Source organism: bacterium SCSIO 12844 (assembly GCA_024397935.1).
Taxonomy (GTDB): Bacteria; Pseudomonadota; Gammaproteobacteria; order Francisellales; family Francisellaceae; genus M0027.
This window is the reverse complement of the sequence record CP073743.1, coordinates 778,994-797,784: the sequence shown is the minus strand read 5'-3', so window position 1 is coordinate 797,784 and position 18,791 is coordinate 778,994. Positions and strand designations below refer to the sequence as shown.

At 33.2% G+C, this 18,791-nt stretch carries 19 protein-coding genes; 6 read left to right on the top strand and 13 right to left on the bottom strand.

Annotated features, from left to right (window positions below; translation table 11 throughout):
- Positions 1 to 34: 34 nt before the first annotated feature.
- The 4 genes from KFE69_03865 to KFE69_03850 are packed head-to-tail and all read right to left on the bottom strand — an operon-like array spanning position 35 to position 3,934.
- Entirely contained in the window at positions 35 to 1,264 is a 1,230-nt protein-coding gene (locus KFE69_03865; protein ID UTW43286.1) for a SufD family Fe-S cluster assembly protein, read from the bottom strand.
- Between the two features lie 13 nt (positions 1,265 to 1,277).
- On the bottom strand, positions 1,278 to 2,024 hold the full coding sequence (gene sufC / locus KFE69_03860) for a Fe-S cluster assembly ATPase SufC (GenBank protein ID UTW43285.1): 747 nt from the start codon (positions 2,022 to 2,024) through the stop codon (positions 1,278 to 1,280).
- 46 nt (positions 2,025 to 2,070) lie between these two features.
- Entirely contained in the window at positions 2,071 to 3,507 is a 1,437-nt protein-coding gene (sufB, locus tag KFE69_03855) for a Fe-S cluster assembly protein SufB (protein UTW43284.1), read from the bottom strand.
- A 13-nt stretch (positions 3,508 to 3,520) separates the two neighbouring features.
- Positions 3,521 to 3,934 carry an Rrf2 family transcriptional regulator gene (locus KFE69_03850; GenBank protein ID UTW43283.1) on the bottom strand — a complete coding sequence of 138 codons (414 nt, stop codon included), beginning with the start codon at positions 3,932 to 3,934 and terminating at the stop codon, positions 3,521 to 3,523.
- A 129-nt stretch (positions 3,935 to 4,063) separates the two neighbouring features.
- On the opposite strand from KFE69_03850, the gene KFE69_03845 reads away from it, so the two are divergent.
- Complete coding sequence (locus tag KFE69_03845) at positions 4,064 to 4,486, top strand: universal stress protein (protein UTW43282.1); 423 nt, start codon at positions 4,064 to 4,066, stop codon at positions 4,484 to 4,486.
- Between the two features lies 1 nt (position 4,487).
- On the opposite strand, the gene KFE69_03840 is transcribed toward KFE69_03845, so the two are convergent.
- The 5 genes from KFE69_03840 to fkpB form a co-directional block, all read right to left on the bottom strand.
- Positions 4,488 to 6,413 carry a transglycosylase SLT domain-containing protein gene (locus tag KFE69_03840; protein UTW43281.1) on the bottom strand — a complete coding sequence of 642 codons (1,926 nt, stop codon included), beginning with the start codon at positions 6,411 to 6,413 and terminating at the stop codon, positions 4,488 to 4,490.
- Between the two features lie 106 nt (positions 6,414 to 6,519).
- Positions 6,520 to 7,329, bottom strand: a complete 810-nt coding sequence (gene pssA, locus KFE69_03835; protein UTW43280.1) for a CDP-diacylglycerol--serine O-phosphatidyltransferase — start codon at positions 7,327 to 7,329, stop codon at positions 6,520 to 6,522.
- 16 nt (positions 7,330 to 7,345) lie between these two features.
- Positions 7,346 to 7,708, bottom strand: coding sequence for a chorismate mutase (gene aroH / locus KFE69_03830; protein ID UTW43964.1), 363 nt, complete (start codon positions 7,706 to 7,708; stop codon positions 7,346 to 7,348).
- Positions 7,709 to 7,733: 25 nt separating this feature from the next.
- A complete protein-coding gene (ispH, locus tag KFE69_03825; GenBank protein ID UTW43963.1) occupies positions 7,734 to 8,684 on the bottom strand; it encodes a 4-hydroxy-3-methylbut-2-enyl diphosphate reductase in 951 nt (316 codons plus the stop codon).
- The gene (fkpB, locus tag KFE69_03820; GenBank protein UTW43279.1) at positions 8,680 to 9,120 is read right to left on the bottom strand and encodes an FKBP-type peptidyl-prolyl cis-trans isomerase; all 441 of its coding nucleotides are present in this window, start codon (positions 9,118 to 9,120) and stop codon (positions 8,680 to 8,682) included. Before fkpB ends, ispH begins: the two co-directional genes overlap by 5 nt.
- Before the next feature lie 265 nt (positions 9,121 to 9,385).
- Between fkpB and dprA the strand changes: the two genes are divergently transcribed.
- From dprA to KFE69_03800, 4 genes are all read left to right on the top strand, one after another.
- Positions 9,386 to 10,225, top strand: a complete 840-nt coding sequence (gene dprA / locus KFE69_03815; GenBank protein ID UTW43278.1) for a DNA-processing protein DprA — start codon at positions 9,386 to 9,388, stop codon at positions 10,223 to 10,225.
- The gene (locus KFE69_03810; GenBank protein ID UTW43962.1) at positions 10,222 to 10,524 is read left to right on the top strand and encodes a hypothetical protein; all 303 of its coding nucleotides are present in this window, start codon (positions 10,222 to 10,224) and stop codon (positions 10,522 to 10,524) included. Before dprA ends, KFE69_03810 begins: the two co-directional genes overlap by 4 nt.
- A 20-nt stretch (positions 10,525 to 10,544) precedes the next feature.
- The gene (locus KFE69_03805) at positions 10,545 to 11,060 is read left to right on the top strand and encodes a DUF494 family protein (GenBank protein UTW43277.1); all 516 of its coding nucleotides are present in this window, start codon (positions 10,545 to 10,547) and stop codon (positions 11,058 to 11,060) included.
- Between the two features lie 71 nt (positions 11,061 to 11,131).
- Positions 11,132 to 12,391, top strand: coding sequence for a DUF21 domain-containing protein (locus tag KFE69_03800; GenBank protein ID UTW43276.1), 1,260 nt, complete (start codon positions 11,132 to 11,134; stop codon positions 12,389 to 12,391).
- Between the two features lie 6 nt (positions 12,392 to 12,397).
- Here the strand turns inward: KFE69_03800 and KFE69_03795 are convergent, their stop codons facing one another.
- The 3 genes from KFE69_03795 to KFE69_03785 are packed head-to-tail and all read right to left on the bottom strand — an operon-like array spanning position 12,398 to position 17,174.
- Positions 12,398 to 13,801: a phosphomannomutase/phosphoglucomutase gene (locus KFE69_03795; GenBank protein ID UTW43275.1), complete on the bottom strand. Its 1,404-nt coding sequence runs from the start codon at positions 13,799 to 13,801 to the stop codon at positions 12,398 to 12,400.
- Positions 13,770 to 15,968, bottom strand: a complete 2,199-nt coding sequence (locus KFE69_03790) for an ABC transporter substrate-binding protein (protein ID UTW43274.1) — start codon at positions 15,966 to 15,968, stop codon at positions 13,770 to 13,772. The genes KFE69_03795 and KFE69_03790 overlap by 32 nt, the downstream gene beginning before the upstream one ends.
- 27 nt (positions 15,969 to 15,995) lie before the next feature.
- Positions 15,996 to 17,174, bottom strand: a complete 1,179-nt coding sequence (locus KFE69_03785) for an SAM-dependent methyltransferase (GenBank protein ID UTW43273.1) — start codon at positions 17,172 to 17,174, stop codon at positions 15,996 to 15,998.
- Between the two features lie 239 nt (positions 17,175 to 17,413).
- Between KFE69_03785 and KFE69_03780 the strand changes: the two genes are divergently transcribed.
- The gene (locus tag KFE69_03780) at positions 17,414 to 17,704 is read left to right on the top strand and encodes a hypothetical protein (protein ID UTW43272.1); all 291 of its coding nucleotides are present in this window, start codon (positions 17,414 to 17,416) and stop codon (positions 17,702 to 17,704) included.
- A gap of 29 nt (positions 17,705 to 17,733) precedes the next feature.
- On the opposite strand, the gene pyrB is transcribed toward KFE69_03780, so the two are convergent.
- A complete protein-coding gene (pyrB, locus tag KFE69_03775; protein ID UTW43271.1) occupies positions 17,734 to 18,651 on the bottom strand; it encodes an aspartate carbamoyltransferase in 918 nt (305 codons plus the stop codon).
- Between the last annotated feature and the right edge of the window lie 140 nt (positions 18,652 to 18,791).

Genomic DNA, 18,791 nt, shown 5'->3' with positions numbered 1-18,791 from the left:
TAAATCAACGTCTCTACTAACTATTGAATTATTACTAAGCTTTATAGTAATCCGAGATTTTTCTTATCATTAACTGTTTTTGTTGTGCTTTATTTGTGCAATAAAAATCATCAATTACAATATTTAGAAAAGCTTCCGTTAATAATTCTTTTGCGCAAGACTCTGAGATGCCTCTCGATTGCATATAAAATAGTGCTTTCTCATCTAGCTGGCCGATGGTTGCACCATGTGTACATTGAACATCATCTGAATAAATTTCTAGCTCAGGTTTTGTATCGATTGCAGCTGTCGTATCGAATAATAAATTACCTAAGTTTTGATGGGCTGAAATACCCTTAATATCTGAATGGACAATAGCTTTAGGATTACAAACAAAAATTGATTTATTTGCAGCTGCTGCTTTAAAGTCAACATTACTCGTAGTATAAGATGCGCTATGTTCAACAATAATATGATAATCAATGTGTGAATGATCTTTTAAAAATGCCACACCAGCAAGATTACAATTAGCACCTTCTTCATTTAAATGTATATGAATATCTTCACGCAATAAGCTTGCTTCTAGTGCAATATTATTATATCTAAACTGACTATCTCTACACTGATATACATGTAATCCATTAATAGCAAATAAACTCTTATGATCAACTGCTTGGTCACTTGTATAAACAACACTAGATGCTTGAGCTAAATTAAGTAATGTTAATCCATTTAATACAACATCTTTTTGATGCAATAAAATACACTTTTCATGAATTTCAACATTACATTGCTCTGCTACTGAAATTGTTAGTTGAGCTTCAACCCATTTACGTTGTGATCGATTGCTAAACACATGAAAGATGATAAAAGGTGTATCTTGTGTTTTATTAATTGATACAGAAGTAATATTTTCATTATTTTTCTGTATTTGCTCAACCATAGGGTGTATTTGATAATCAATTGATTTAAAGTCACTAACCCTAGCTAGCTTTAGCATAATAGCATGGTCATATTGAGAATACTTTTCACTGAACATACCATCAATGAATACAAGCCTATTTGGATGCTCTAATAATTGTGCTTCGATTTCTTTTTCATCTATTAATTCAAACATACCATCTGTCACAGCTTTGAAAGGTAAGTTCGCTAATAGACGAGATAAATCCGTATATTTCCAACGCTCACTATGACGAGTGGGTAAATTATACGCTTCAGTTGTTTTCAATTGATTTTTCTCTGAATCTTTACTAGTTGGTTTTTGGTTTAAAATATCTGCAGCCATTACTTATATCCCTCTAAAGCATTTCTTTTAGCCAAGCATAGCCTTTATCTTCTAACTCTAATGCCAATGACTTATCACCTGAACGAACGATATGACCATTTGCTAAGACATGCACATAATCTGGCTCAATATAGTCTAATAGTCGCTGATAATGTGTAATGACAATAAAACTACGTTGACTATTACGCATAATATTTGCGGCTTTTGCAACAATGCGCAATGCATCAATATCAAGACCTGAATCTGTTTCATCTAAAACACATAGTTTAGGTTCAAGCATAAGCATTTGCAACATCTCGTTACGCTTTTTTTCTCCCCCAGAAAAGCCTTCATTAACACCACGCTGCATAAATTTCTGCTGCATTTCTAATAATGCCATTTTCTCTTTAAGCGTTTTCATAAAACCAACTGCATCTAGCTCATCTTCATTACGAAATTTTCGTAAACTATTGACAGCCGTTTTTAAAAATTGAGTATTACTAACACCTGGAATTTCTACTGGATATTGAAAAGCAAGGAAAATACCTAAAGCTGCACGCGCTTGCGGCGATAATTCAAATATATTTTCACCTTCAAATAGAATTTCACCTTTTATAATGTCATAGCCATCACGACCTGCAAGCACATTGCCTAAAGTACTTTTCCCAGCACCATTAGGCCCCATAATTGCATGTACAGTTCCTGGTTGTATTGTTAAATTTAAATCATTGAGGATTTCTTTACCATCAACATTTACATATAAATTTTTTATCTCTAACATTTTGTTTTCCTATTAGCAAACTTTAAAAAATTAAAAAAACCTTAATTTAGCCAACTGCACCTTCTAAACTAACTTCCATTAATTTCTGTGCTTCAACAGCAAATTCTAATGGTAGCTTTTTAAACACATCTTTACAGAAGCCATTTACAATCATTGCAATTGCATCCTCTTCAGATAAACCTCTTTGTTGACAATAATACATTTGATCTTCTGATATTTTTGAAGTTGTTGCTTCATGCTCAATTTGTGCACTTGGATGCTTAGATTCAATATATGGATACGTATGAGCACCGCATTGATGACCAATTAATAATGAGTCACACTGTGAAAAATTACGTGCATTATCTGCCGTTGGTAATATTCTAACTAAACCTCGATAAGCATTTTGAGCTTTACCTGCTGATATCCCTTTTGAAATAATGGTACTTTTTGTATGTTTACCCATATGAATCATTTTCGTACCAGTATCCGCTTGTTGAGCATGTCTTGTTAATGCAACTGAGTAAAACTCTCCAACAGAATAATCCCCTTTCAATATCACACTTGGATATTTCCAAGTAATCGATGAACCTGTTTCAACCTGCGTCCATGAAATCTTTGAATGATTTCCCTTACAAATACCACGTTTAGTTACAAAGTTATAGATACCACCTTTACCTTCTTTATCTCCAGGATACCAATTTTGTACCGTCGAGTACTTAATTTCAGCATTCTCCAATGCAACCAATTCAACGACTGCTGCATGTAGCTGGTTTTCATCACGCATAGGTGCTGTACAGCCTTCTAAATAACTAACATAACTTCCTTCATCAGCAATAATCAAAGTACGCTCAAATTGACCCGTATTTTGCGCATTAATCCTAAAGTAAGTTGATAACTCTAATGGACAACGCACACCTTTTGGAATATAAACAAACGAACCATCACTAAAAACAGCAGAATTAAGTGCTGCAAAATAGTTATCTCCTTGAGGGACAACCGAACCTAGATACTTTTGTACTAATTCAGGATACTCTTGCAATGCCTCAGAGATAGGGCAAAAAATAACACCCGCCTCTTTTAACTTGTCTTTAAACGTTGTCACAACTGATACTGAATCAAATACTGCATCAACTGCAACGCCTGCTAACATCTCCTGTTCATGTAAGGGAATACCTAATTTATTATAAGTTTCCAATAATTCTGGATCAACTTCATCCAAACTCTTTGGTCTATTTTCATCAGATTTTGGTGCTGCATAATAGCTAATTGACTGATAATCGATTGGTTCATAATTTACATGAGCCCAAGTTGGTTCTGACATTTTCAACCACTTATGATAGGCCTCTAAACGCCATTTAAGCATAAACTCTGGCTCTTTCTTTTTTAATGAAAGTGCACAAATTGTCTCTTCATTTAAACCTGGCTTAAATAACTCTTGTTCGATATCTGTTACAAATCCATGTTCATAATCACCTTTAACTAGGTGTTCATATTTACTCATTAAAAATCCAACCTTATTTATAACAATCCAGTAAACGATTTAATCGATATGTTTTTAACATTTCATTAATTGCTTCTTCAACTTCAAACCAGTGACCCTTTTTCAAACAAGCTGATTTTTCACATCGAACCAACGCACTTAATTGACCACATTTAATCTTTGGTGTTTGATCACCCTCCAGTGCATCGACTACATCTTTTAACGAAATTTCTGATAAACTGCGTTTTAGCTGATAACCTCCTTTACTACCGATTGTAGATTCAACTAACAAACCAGCACTTAAACGCTTAAGTACTTTTTGTGTCATTGATAAGGTAATATCTGTTATCTCACTTAATGCTCTTGCACTTAGTAATTGGTGGTTGTGTTTTGCTATTGCAATAAGAATAACCACACCATAGTCAACAAGTTTATTTACACGTATCACAAACTGGTACTTTTTTAGTCTTATATTGTGCGCCAAAGATACCTGCAAATGCCTATTTTGTCAAGGTTATTGGTAATTAACACACTTTACTGCTATGGTTAAAATGATAGGGTTTTAAAGGAAATAGTGATGATCTATCAACATATATTATTAGCTGTTGATCTTAGCGATGATTATGACTATTTAATTGATAAATCAAAACAAATTGTCAAAGCCTTCCAATCGCGCTTTAGTTTAATATCCGTTATTCCTGCTGAAGTTACTTTTAGTAATCTACTATCATTTGACGGTGAAAAGCAAATCACTGAAAGTGTTAATCAAACAATGAAAAATATTTTAAATGACTTATCACTTGTAATTGAAGACTATCAATTAATAAAAGGTAATCCAAAGTCTAATATCGTAACCTATATTCGAGAAAAGCAAATTGATTTAGTTATTTTGGGTAATAGACGTCATCACCATTTAATTAAACTTTTAACTGGCTCAACATCTGATTCCATTTTAAATAATAGTTTATGTGATGTTATTTTTGTCACACCAGATAATTAATTTAAGACTGAACCGTCTTCATAATATCCTCAAGGCGAATACTACGATCAAGTTGAACATTATCATAAATAATTGTATAGGTTAATACTTGGCGAATATAATTTCTAGTTTCTAAATAAGGTACCGTTTCAATCCAACGCTGTGCTTTAAGTGGTGTTTTTGGTAGCCAGTTTCTAGTATTACCAAACCCAGCATTATAAGCTGAAGTTGCCAATACCATGTTTTGATCAAAGTAATCATAAACATGCGAAAGGTTAGCAACACCTAACTTAATATTAACATGCGGAATAAATAGTGATTGCGCACCATTATAAGAAATCTTATAACGTGAAGCTATAAATGATGCCGTTGATGGCATTAATTGCATTAAGCCACGCGCACCAGCTGAAGAGATTGCCTCAGGGTGGAAATAACTCTCTTGTCTCGTTAAGGCCCAAACCCAGCCTGGGTTCAACTTATATTTTTTTGAATATTTTAAAATATCGTTTTTATAAGCAAGCGGAAAACGGTGTGTTAAGTCATCATAATAGCCTGAACGTCCATAAGCATAAATACTCATACTATCAATACCCCAATCATTTGCAATAATTGCTGCAGCTAATGATTGATAACGATTAAAGCGATTTAAGATCCAGCGCCAATAATAATCAGCTAACCTTAATTCACCCAATTGATATAGCTGATAGACTTGCTGAATATCTGGCATTTGATTTACTTTTTCTAATAATTCTTTTGATACCGTATGACTTTTTGTTTTTAAGTTATAGTTAGCACCAATTTGATCAGCACTTAAAAAACCATAGTAGTCGCGTTCTTTAGCCAAATTTTGCCAAATGATATTTGATTGATCTTTTTTCCCTGTGTGATACAAACCAACAGCCAACCAATATTGCCATTGTAATTTATTTTTTAAAGTAGAGGGCATTGTATCAATCCATTTAACTAAATCTGACCACTCTAGCCATAAAATGGCAGTTCTTGCACGCCACTGCCATAATAAAGATGATGCCTCATCATCTGGAACTCTTCTAAGCCATTTCATAGCTAGAGGTGAATGTTCTCGAGCTAACTCCATTGCTATATCTGCCATAATCGTATCACGTACAGATGAAGGTATTTGTTTTTGATATTTTTCAAATAACTGCAATGCACCTGTAATATCTTCATTAGCAAAAACATCAAAAGCTTGTACTAATGCATACTGATACCATTTATGTTTTGCATATTTATTCATTAATGATTTAATTGAAAAGTGCGGATCAATCTCAGCATTCACCCAAGCTTGAATAAATTTCTGATCAGATTTATCTAACTGATAACTTAAATAACGTGCTAAGTCATACTCTCCTTCTGCCATAGCAAGCTTAATCCTTTGCATACGTAAGCTTTCAGTATCATATTTAGATTTTTGCCAACGTATTAACATATAGTCACAAGCTTCTGGCAATGAATGTCCATATAGCCAAATTGAATTAAATGTTTTTAATGCTTTGGTTTTTTGCTTATTTTCATATAAAGCTCTAGCATACCAACAGCGATGAGTAAAACTACCAGTATTAGAACCTACTTTTAGATAAGTATCCCATATTTCATTCTCACCTAAATAATTTAACCACTGTGGTTTTAAAAGCTTTGCCCAAAATGTTCCTTGATTCTCTTTAAGGTAATTTTCAATTGTCTGTGATTTATAATCATCAAAATGATTAACAATTTCAAGATAACGTAAATAAGGATATAAAGCATAAGCTTTCAGTTTAGCTTTTAGCTTATAGTATTGATTTAAATTCAAGTCATTAATATGACTTCTAGCTTTAACAAAAAGCTTTTGATATTGTGTTTGTGTTAACTGAGTACGACTAAAAGCAGTTTGATAAAAAATACTAAATACAAAAACTACCAATAAAACAGATACTCTAAAGAAAGCCATTATGATCTTAAACCTATTTAATAATTAATAAATTCCTATTCCCTATTATTTAGTTATACAATAGGCTTAAGGTTTATGCATGAACTTTTTTTAGAAAATATAGCTATTACTTAATATCTGACTTTGAGGCTTTTTTTAGATCCACTTTTTTCTTTTTTTGCGTTTTACGAGCTGCTTTTAGCTTTTGATAATATTTTACTGTAATTCCCCCTAAAGGCCCAGATAATGCATAAAGTGCAAAGACAACAAATAATACATGCTCTGGATCTAAAGCAATACAAATAATAAAAACCACAATTAGTACAATAGCTGTAAATGGTACGCTCGATTTAAAATCATAGTCTTTAAAGCTTCTAAATTTAACGCTGCTAACCATCATAATAGACAGATAAATACCAATAAGTGCAACAACAACTGAGTTTGCTAGCCCTGAAAAGTGGTATAACTGCCCCAACCAAACGTAACTAGCAATTGCAGCAGCTGCAGCTGGACACGGCAATCCGTAAAAATAACGCTTTTCACTTGATGTTGGTGATGTATTAAAACGAGCTAATCTCAACGCCACACAAGCAACAAATAAAAACGCAATCAGCCAACCAATTTGTTTTAGTGGTTGCAAAGCCCAAAAATATATGACCAATGCAGGTGTTACACCAAATGAAACCATATCAGATAATGAGTCATATTCTGCCCCAAATGAACTTTGAGTACCGGTCATACGAGCAACACGTCCATCTAGTGCATCCATTATCATAGCAACAAATATTGCAATGGCTGCTGCTCTAAAGTGGTGTTGAGACGCTGCTACAATCGCATAAAATCCTGAAAATAAAGCTGCTGATGTAAAAAGATTTGGTAATAAATAAATTCCCTTACTTTTATTGGCTTCTATTTTATCATTATCTTCGTGATCCATTTTAAAAGATTACCTCTTATTTTTGTACAATATCTGGTCTTAGTTTAGCAGCTTCTCTTAAATAAACATGCTTGATTTCAGTGTTCGTTTTATCAGTATTCCAGTGTAATAATACACGGATACAAAGAGGCAAGCCATCCTCTGCACTCATTTCCATACAATTTAATAATGGCACATTATGCCAGCCAATCTTTCTTGCTGTAGTTGGTGGAAATGCGGCTGTTATATCATGCGTTACTGCAAAAAAAGCACTTGCTAACATATCAATATCAATTTGATTACGTTTGACCATTTCTTCTAATAGCTCAATTGTTGCTAATTCAATTGCTTCTTTTGTATTTTCTTCAATTGTAATCGCTCCTCGAACACCACGACACATTAACATAACAATATCCCCCTTAAGGTTATTTCTGTTTTAACATTTTTAATACTTTCGGTAATGGGAAAGTCACATTTTCTTCAACTCCATTTAGTTCAGTAACATGAATATCACTGCCAAAATAGGATCTAATTTTATCAATAATCTGATTAACTAACACTTCAGGCGCTGATGCGCCTGCTGTAATACCAATACGTTTTACATTATTAAACCAGTTTTGATCAATTTGTTCAGGGTCATCTAATAAATAGGCACAAACACCACATTTTTCAGCTAGCTCCCTTAAACGATTTGAATTAGAACTATTTTTTGAACCTACAACTAAAACAACCTCAACTTCTTTAGAAAGTGCATAAACTGCATTTTGACGATTTGTCGTAGCATAGCAAATATCTTCTTTTTTTGGTTGTTTTATGCTCGGAAATCTTTGACGTAAAGTATTAATAATATCGCGAGTTTCATCAACAGAGAGCGTTGTCTGTGTTGAATACGACAGCCTACTTGGATCTTTAACATCAAGTTCATTGACATCATCTACTGATTCAACTAAGTATATCTGACCATTAGAATTTAGATATTGACCTAATGTTCCTTCAACTTCCGGGTGACCTTTATGACCAATTAGAATGCATTCATGGTTTGCTTTTGCTGCTTTAGCAACTTCTATATGAACTTTGGTTACTAAAGGACAGGTGGCATCAAATACTTTTAAACGCTTCTTTTGAGCTTGATTTCTTACTTCTTGTGATACGCCATGTGCGCTATAAATTACAGTTGCGTTATCAGGTACTTCATCCAACTCATCAACAAAAATTGCACCCTTTTGCTTTAAGTCTTCAACAACAAAACGATTATGTACTACTTCATGACGGACATAAACAGGCTCATTTACCAACTCTAACACCTGCTCTACAATATCAATTGCTCGACTAACACCTGCGCAAAATCCACGTGGATTAGCTAATACAACATCAATCATCACATTCCTTAACTTCTATAATATCAACTTCAAATAATACTACTTTCCCTGCCAATGGGTGGTTAAAATCAACCGTAACTTCATTTTTATCTTCTTGAGTAATTAAGCCCGGTAGCTCTGCACCATTTGGTTGACTAAAAGCGACTAATACACCTGGCTCTATCTCAATATCTTTTGGAAATTTAGACTTTGGTACTTGATAAATAAGAGCAGGATGTACTTCTCCAAATGCATCTTCAGGCATTAACATAATTTTTTTATGATCTCCTTTTCTAAGACCACATAATTCATTTTCAAATTGTTGCGAAAAAATAGCCTCTCCCATAGTAAAGCTAAAAGGCTTATTGTAGGCTTTTGTATCTTCTGCAATAGAGCCATCTTTAAGACGAATCATAAAGTGCATACTCACAAAGCTTGTTGATGTAATTTTCATAATATACCTTGACGGCTTACGGTCATTTATTTTACTAACTTTATATTTCAAGATTGATATTCTAAGGGATTTTTCTTCTATGTACAAATTACTTACGAAATCAAATGAAGACTTAACATTTTTTAATTTCATTTGCGCAATTAATTTAGATTAATAAATTTATTTAACATCAACTAAAACCAAAAAATATATCAATCTGTTAATTTTTATGATTTTATCAAATAATAGTTATAAATAACAATGCAAAACAAGGAAGTAATCACCAATGACATCATCAGAAATATTATCAAATGAACATGCACTTTGGATTATACTTGACCAAATTAAAGGGGTTGGGGCAAAACTTGCACTAAAAATAATAGACAATACACCATCGCTTGTTGATTTTTTCAATCATTTAAACCACTACCAATCATCATTACAATTACCTTATCAAACTTACTTAGAATTAAAAAAAGGTATTACTAAAGAACAAATTCAATATTATCAACAAGTACAACAATGGCTTGATGCATCAAAATCACATCATCTTTTAACAATCAAAAGTCCTCATTACCCAAAACGCTTACTTCAAATTCATAATCCACCGCCTATTTTATATGTTAAAGGTTCACTTGATGCAATATCAATGCCTCAAATCGCTATTGTTGGTACTCGAAAAGCCAGTTACTATGGCTTAAAAAATGCTTTTTCATTTGCCAAAGAACTAGCATTACAGCATTATGGAATAACTAGTGGGCTTGCACTTGGTATCGATACGCAAGCACACTTAGGAACACTAGATGCACCTGGGAAAACCATTGCTGTATTAGGCACAGGCCTTAATTATATTTATCCTAAAACTAATCAGCCACTGATTGAAAACATCTGTCAAAATAATGGCGCTGTCATTTCTGAGTTTCCACTATTTAACAGACCTGATCGCTTTAATTTTCCAAGAAGAAATAGAATTATCAGTGGCTTATCTCTAGGTACTCTAGTTATTGAAAGCTCGCTTAAAAGTGGTTCATTAATTACAGCAAACTACGCACTAGAGCAAAATCGTGAAGTTTTTGCTATTCCTGGTAATATTGATCAAAAAATACACAAGGCTGTCACCAACTGATTAGAGATGGTGCTACACTTGTAACTGATATAGAAGACATACTTCAAGAAATTGATCCACTACATCATTTAGCTAAATCATCTGCTAATGAACAAAAAATAACTCAAGAAACAACAGATGATTCATCTCTTAATGAAATACAAAGGAAAGTTTTATCACATATTGACTATCAAATTACCTCAATAAATATTATTATAGAAGAAATGAATCTTTCGCCGGGGGAAATTCATGAGCATTTGTTGACATTAGAGCTAATGCAAAAAATAGAAGTTACCCCTGGGGGTTATCGAAAAATATAAGATCATAGGTATGACAACTGATGAATAGTAGAAATTTATTAGACACGTTAATGTATTTGTTTGAACGTCTCAGTCAAGAAAAAGAGATAGCTTCAAATGAGCCTGCTTTTACAACTCCAGATGAAATTGAATCTGGTTTATTAGAAGCTGGCTATGAAAAAAATGAAGTTAATCGTCTACTTGAATGGTTAGAATCATTTAATGCAAAAGAACAAAATAACTCTCAATCATCAAAACTAAATCAATGCAATGGCTTTCGTATTTTCCATGATCGAGAGTTAGAAAGAATTGAGCCATCTGCTTTAAGTTACTTACTCAAATTAGAACAAGGTGGAAAATTAAAACCACATGTACGTGAATTTATTTTAGATCAAATTGTTAGATTAGATGTTTCTAATATTTCGTTAGAGCATGTGAAATGGATTCTTTCAATGACCAAATTAAATCATGAAGGACCTGAACAGATGCTTGAGTTATTGATACAAGATGTCATTGACTCGCGTGATCATAAAAAAGATAATACTGTACTGCACTAAGTTTAATTAAACGACAACCGTTAGATTTATTTAAAATAAATACAACTTTAAACTCTTTATAAGGATGCAACATGGGTTTAGATGTTATCCTACCCATTATTTTTATCATTCTACTAATTGGCTGCTCTGGATTTTTTTCAGGCTCTGAAACAGGGCTTATGTCATTAAATCGTTATCGTGTACGCCACTTAGCCAAACAAAAACATCGTGGCGCAAAGCGTACCATTACACTACTTAGACGCCCTGATCGAATTCTTGGGATTATTTTAATTGGTAATACATTTGCCAATATTTTAGCTTCTGCCTTAGCGACTATGTTAGCCGATAAGTGGTTTGGTCAAATAGGCTTGTTAATTTCAACTGTCTTATTAACACTTGTTGTACTTATTTTTGCAGAAGTTATGCCTAAAACATTAGCAGCTATCTATCCCGAACGTTTTGCATTTCCTGCATCATTGGTTTTAAAATTCTTATTATGGTTATTATATCCTGTTGTTTGGTTAGCCAATACGGTTGTTAATTCTATTCTTAAGCTTTTTGGTGTACATATTCCTAAGTCAATTTCAAATGATCCATTAACAAAAGATGAATTACACTCAGTAGTAACAGAATCTGACGCAACATTAACGCGAAAATATCGCAATATGTTATTAGGCATACTTGAATTAGAGTCAATTACAGTATCTGATGTCATGCTGCCTAGAAAAAAAGTAGATGCCGTAGATTTAAATTTACCTGTTAATGAAATTCTTAAAATCATTGCACAATGCCAACATAGAAAGATTATTGCTTATCGAGGTGGCGTTGATCATATCGTTGGTGTTTTAAATGTACATCGAGTGTTAGGTTTTTCTAGTCATCGTGAATACACATCTAAAGCAGATATCTTAAAATTAGTCCAAGAAGCTTACTTCATCCCACAAACGGCAACTTTACAAACTCAATTATTAAAATTTCAACAACGTGGTGAACGTTTTGGCATTGTTGTAGATGAATATGGCTCATTTGAAGGTATTATTACAATTGAAGATATTATTGAAGAAATTGTTGGTGAATTTGCTGATACCTTTGAGTATTCTGAATTAATAACAAAACTATCAGATCAATCTTATTTAGTATCAGGCAGTATTACCATTCGTGAGCTTAATCGTCATTTAAATTTAAAATTACCAACCAAAGGCCCTAATACCTTATCAGGCCTAATTACAGAACATTTAGAAACCATCCCTTCAGCACCTTGCTGCTTAAAAATAGCTAATCGAGTTATTGAAGTGACAAAGGTAAGCCACAACATGATTGAAAAAGCTCGAATTTATCCGCTTACATTGTAATCAAAATCAAAATACCAACTCATCATCAATTGACTTAAACCATGTCTTAAATCGATTTTGAATATCTATCAGTGCTTTTTTACTTTCAGCTTCAAAACGTAAAGATAAACATGGAGTTGTATTAGATGCTCTAACCAAACCCCAGCCATCTTCAAACTCAACTCGTACACCATCAATAGTAATAATGTCTGTTGCATTAGAAAATATTACTAATGCACTTGCTTGTAATTGTTTAACTAAATCAAACTTTTTATGATCACTAACTTTAACCATAATTTCAGGTGTATTAACTGTTTCAGGGATTGCTTCAAATAATTGATCAATCGATTGATCTTCATTAGATACAGTTTCTAATAGACGAGCAGCGACATATAATGCATCATCAAACCCAAACCAACGATCATTAAAGAAAATATGACCACTCATCTCACCAGCTAATGCTGCATCTAATAATTTCATCTGACGTTTAATTAATGCATGACCTGTTTTATACATGATCGGTTTACCACCATGTGCTTTAACAAATGGCGCTAGATTTTTAGTGCATTTAACATCATAGAGAATTTTTGCCCCTGGCATCTCTCTTAATACAGATAAGGCATATAACATTAATTGGCGATCTGGATCGATAATCTTACCACTTGAAGTAACCACTCCCAAGCGATCACCATCACCATCAAAAGCAAGACCAACATCAGCTCTTTCTTTCTGAACCCGATCAATTAAATCTTGAAGGTTTTCAGGGCGTGAAGGGTCAGGATGGTGATTTGGGAAATTACCATCAACATCACAATATAACTTAACAACTTCAACACCTAGTGTCTCTAATAGTTGAGGTACAATACTACCAGCCACGCCATTACCCGCATCAACAACGGCTTTGAGTGGATGGATAATTTTAATATCATTAGCAACGCAATTGATATAATCCCAGCTTACTGATTTTTCATGTAGAAGCCCCTTCCCTTGAAAAAATTCATTGGATTTTATGCGCATTAATAATCCTTGAATCTCATCTGCTGCTAATGTCTCTCCAGCAATAACCATCTTAATACCATTGTATTCTTTAGGGTTATGACTGCCTGTTAACATGACTCCAGAGCCAGTTCCTGTTGCTTGCGCTGCATAATATAAAACTGGCGTTGGCACAACGCCAATATCAATCACATCACAACCTGTAGATAACATACCACTTCTTAGAGACTGCATTAGTTGTGCACCTGATAGGCGCCCATCACGCCCAACAATAATGGTTTTTTCGCCTTGCTCTATCGCTTTTGATCCCAGTGCTTGACCAATTAGTTCAACGACTTCTTCTGTTAATTCTTTAAACGCAATACCTCGTATATCATAAGCGCGAAATATATGCTCAGGGACATTAATGGTTAGTTGTTCGCTTTCTTGAGCCATTTTGTTTTACCTTCGTTAATTTTAAAACTTGTACTTTCTTATGCTCTTTTCGCCAATAGCTTACCACAACAGGCAAAGCAAACAAAAACAGTATAAGAAAAATTATTAAAACTGGCCAAAATAATGGTTGATTCCATTTATAACGTAATGAGCTTCTTAAGTCAGTATCTATCTTGGCATATTTGAGCATATTATTAGCAATTGAATGCGGTTTAGTTGGATAATACCACACATGACTTAGCACAAAACTTTTTGGATTAAGTCCCCAGATCCATGGTGCATCATCACGCAGTATATCAGTCATTTCTTGAATAATTGCTAATCGTTGTGGAGAATTATCCATTTTAATCATTTGCTCATATAGTTGATCAAATAATTTATTTTGATAGTTGACTGCATTTTCTCCTTGGAAATTAACTTTACCATTAGGCCCATAAAGCAACATTAGAAAATTTTCCGGATCAGGATAATCAGCATTCCATCCCCAAAAGAACATCTGTACTTGAGAGTTTCTTACTTTTTCCTGAAAACGGTTATACTGTGTAATTCGAATATTCAATTGAATACCAAGTTTTTTAAACTGCTGCCTCATCCATTGAAATTTGGCCTTTTCATCAGGCGAGCCACTACCAATGGCATCTAAATATAAAACTAAAGGTGCCTTTGTTTTCGGATTTATTCCATTTAAATAACCTGCCTGCGCTAATAACTGCCTTGCCTTTAAAAGCGAATTTCTCTTTTTCGTTGCTAAATTATAAATAACTGGATTCATATCACCTTGATTACCAAATATACCTGGTGGGATTGGTCCTTGTGCCGCTAAAGCCCTACCATTCATAAAGATTGAGATAAATTCTTCCACATCAAAAACAATTGAAATAGCTTGACGTAGTTTTTTTTGTTTTTCAGAATATCCACCTACAACAGGATCTAACATATTAAATCCCCAATAAAAAATACTTGGTTCAACTGCTGTAGATAATTGAATCCCTTTATTTGCAACTTCTTCAGTAACTAAAACTTCACCTTGTTGATCAAAATATACCGCTTGATCAAATACATCTGAGCTAATACCTGATCGATCATAATAGCCTTGCAAAAACTTATTCCACATTGGAATTGATTCTTTTTCTAAGGAAAATATAATCGTATCTACTTGTGGTAAGTGCTCTCCTTTTCGATCTAAAAAGCCATTATCTAAATCACTTTTCTCCCCTTCTTGTGGGTAAAAATCTGCATGATAGTATGGATTTTTCTTTAATACCATTCTACGATTAGGATTATTTTCACTTAAGTAATAAGGCCCTGAACCAACTGGATACCAATCCAATGAAATGTTTCTATCTTTCATCCCCTCTTGTCGATAAAAAGCTTCTGCCTCATAAGGCATTGGTGCAAAAAATGGCATTGCCAACCAATAAATAAATTGCGGGTCTTTTCCATAAATAGTGATACTGTATTGATTTGGATGAATTACTTCAACACCATTAACTTGAAATAAATCCATTGGAAGAGGTGCATGAGGGTTCTTTTTTCTCCATAATGCTAACTTTTTTTGTAATTGTTTAAATCCAACAATACGCTTTGACATAATGCCAGCAATAGGTGAGTGATTAATAGGGTCAGCTAAACGCATAATTTGATATTGATAATCACTTGCTGTCACTGAACGATTAGCTTGATACTCAAATTGATTTAATGTATAAATTCCATCTAAATCCTCATCAGACAAATTATGATATATATAATTACCATCTGTATCTTTAGCAAAAGCAGGATGTAATTGATAGATAATATCATCACGTAGTGTAATTAAATATGTTGTTGTTGCAATCTGGTCATCTGATGTTGGTTGTACCAGGACTTTACCTTGAGCATTTTTATAAATAACCTCAGGCATTTTAGTTGTCGTTAAAGGAGTCAATGTATAGGGGCGTTTTAAATAATGATACTGTAGTGGTGGTTCATAAATTTGACCGGTAAAAATTGCCTCATTACTAGAATAAGATTTTGCCGGATCTAAATGCTTTGGACGTGCTGAAAACACACTATATAAAATAGACTTATCTTTATCTTCAGCTTGGTACGGATCATTAATCTGTGCATGTGCTACTGAAAATAGACACATAATTATAATATAACTAATACCAATGAATTGTTTTACCATAAAGGTGCTTCATCCCTTAACTTCCCTTTAAAGCCTGTAGCTTAAATCATTTAACTCAAAACCCAATAAATCACTTTGTATGTTTTGACTAAATGCAATTACTTTAAAAACTTCTCCCATTGCACCAGGCATTAAAAGGGTTTTTATCTTACTTGCTAACTCTAACTGTAGTTTAGTGGATAAACAATTATAATGTGCATGATAAAGCTGATCTAAATGACAACTAGATAAAAATGCAGCTTGGGTTGTATAACCTTCAAATTCTAAATTTGCATTTACCCCAGCTTGGGCTACTTCGGTAAAATTAACATGAGCTGTAATATCCTGAATACCTGGATACCAAAGCACATCATCATGTACCTTATGTTGAAAATAACACTGCATGGTCCCCATTAATCGATCAGGTCGATAAAAGTCATTTTGATCATAACCATAATCAACAAGAATCAATGCGCCTTGATTTAATATGTTTGCTAATGACTTTAGCCAATGATCTATCCATAAATTAATTTCAGAAGTATAGCCATCATTCAAAACACCAAGTTTTTCTTCTATTGTAGATACTTTGTCTACGACTTCTTTACGTGCTAAAACTTCGATTAATTTTAGCTGATCATCTTCTATGCCAACAGCGACTTCTTTTATTTTTTGTTCACTTTTAACAAAGCGAGTCACTGGCATTGCATCAAGTACTTCATTGGCAAAAATAACCCCTTTAAATGAATTTTTTTCAGGTAGTTGATTAAGCCAAATAATATGATTAAAATACTCTGGCAAAGCATGTTTTAATAATTCTTGTTGTCGAGCTTTCAAATAAGCATTAACTTCTAAAATGTAATATTTCTCTGGTAATAAATTTTTCTCTTTTAATGACTTTAGTAATGCTAATGCAAATTGACCACTGCCAGCACCAAGTTCTAATATCGATGGTTCACTTATTTCTTCAAGCACAGTCATAAATGAATTTGCAAAACATGCTGCAAACAGTGACGTTAACTCAGGTGCTGTGGTAAAATCTCCCCTTTCTCCAAGTATATTTGCTGCAGATGCATAATAACCTAATTCTGGTGTATACAAAGCCATTTGCATGTATTCATCAAAAAATAATTTATCTTTTTCTTCTATTTTAGTTTTAATTAATTCAAGTAATTTTTTGCTTTGCAAAATTAAGTTTGAATCAGAAAGCTCAATAGCTGTATGCATCATAGTATAAATACCGTCTATACTAAAAAATAAGGATAATAATTTTAAGATTGTAACAAATATGAATTACTCTGAATACAATTAATTTCAGAGCCTGTTACAAAATAAAATTAAAAGGAGGGTCGTGTTTTCATATAGCTTAAATTGAGTACTAGATTTTTATCAATTTTTATTGTAACTTAAACTTGTCATCAAAGGAATTGATGACAACTAAAATGGAATAAAAAAACAGGAGTTATCTTATGACTGCAATCACTGTTGAAAACCGTATTGAACATGAATATGGCTGTTCAATTGTAGATTTTTTCCAGCAATGTGTTGATGATGGCATGGATACAGCCGATATCGCAGAAATGATTAACTGCAGCGTCAGCAATCTAAGAAGAATCGCTAGAAAATATAAGTTTACATTTTTTCAACCAGACCCAGTTAAAATGTATTCAGAAGATGAGCACTTTCTTAATAATAAGATTAATGTTCATAACTTTCTTTCACGTCGATGGCTATCAAATGAAGGTGAGGTTATACACTAAAAATACTATCACCTTTATCTAATTTTAAATTATATTTTGTCAATTAATAAGAGTTTTAATAGTGCTTCTCTAACAAATAATCCATTATTTGCTTGTTGGAAGTAGCGCGCTTGTTTAAGTTTATCAACGCTAATATCAATTTCTTCTAGTCTTGGTAAGGGATGTAAAATTGCTAAGCTTTCTTTTGCATAAGCTTGTATTAATTTATCAGTAATACAATGCTTTAACTGCACTTTTAATGTTGAATCACCTAATCGTTCCCTCTGAAGTCGTGTCATATATAATACATCTAATTTTGGTAGTGCTTGTTCAATTGAGTCAAGGTAATCTACTTTCATCGATGACTGATCAATAAATTCTACTAAATCTTGAGGTAACTTAAACCCATCTTCAGCAATCAGTGAAATCTGAATATGATCAAATAAAGATAGTGCTTTAATCAATGAATGAATGGTTCTACCATATTTTAAATCACCTACTAATCCAATATGAAGCCCATCTAAGCCACCATGGTGTTCATTAATCGTGAATAAATCTAATAAAGTTTGCGTTGGGTGCTCATTTGCACCATCACCTGCATTAATTACAGGAATATCTGCAATGGTTGCAGCTATTTTTGCTGAGCCGATTTCAGGGTGGCGAATAACAATTGCATCGGCATAACCATTAATCATAATAATGGTATCTTCTAATGACTCGCCTTTTTGTTTTAATGAGGTATTGCCACTATCTGAAAAACCAATCACTTGACCGCCTAATCGATAAACTGCACTTTCAAATGATAAGCGAGTCCGAGTTGAAGCTTCAAAAAATAAACTAGCAATAACCTTGCCAGATAATAAATTGGGTTCAGGCGAGTATTTTAATTGATGTGCAACTTGGATAATGAATTCAATTTGCTTACGTGATAAATCGTTAATCGAAATAAGATTCGAAAATGAAACCATTCTTTTATATCCTTTTAATGATATCAAAACTATTCGCTCTATATCATATCGAATCATCAGAAAAAATAAAGCGCTAACTTGCACCTTCAAAAAAAATCAATTAGTTTGGAGAACATTGATTTAACAGAATTAATAAGAAG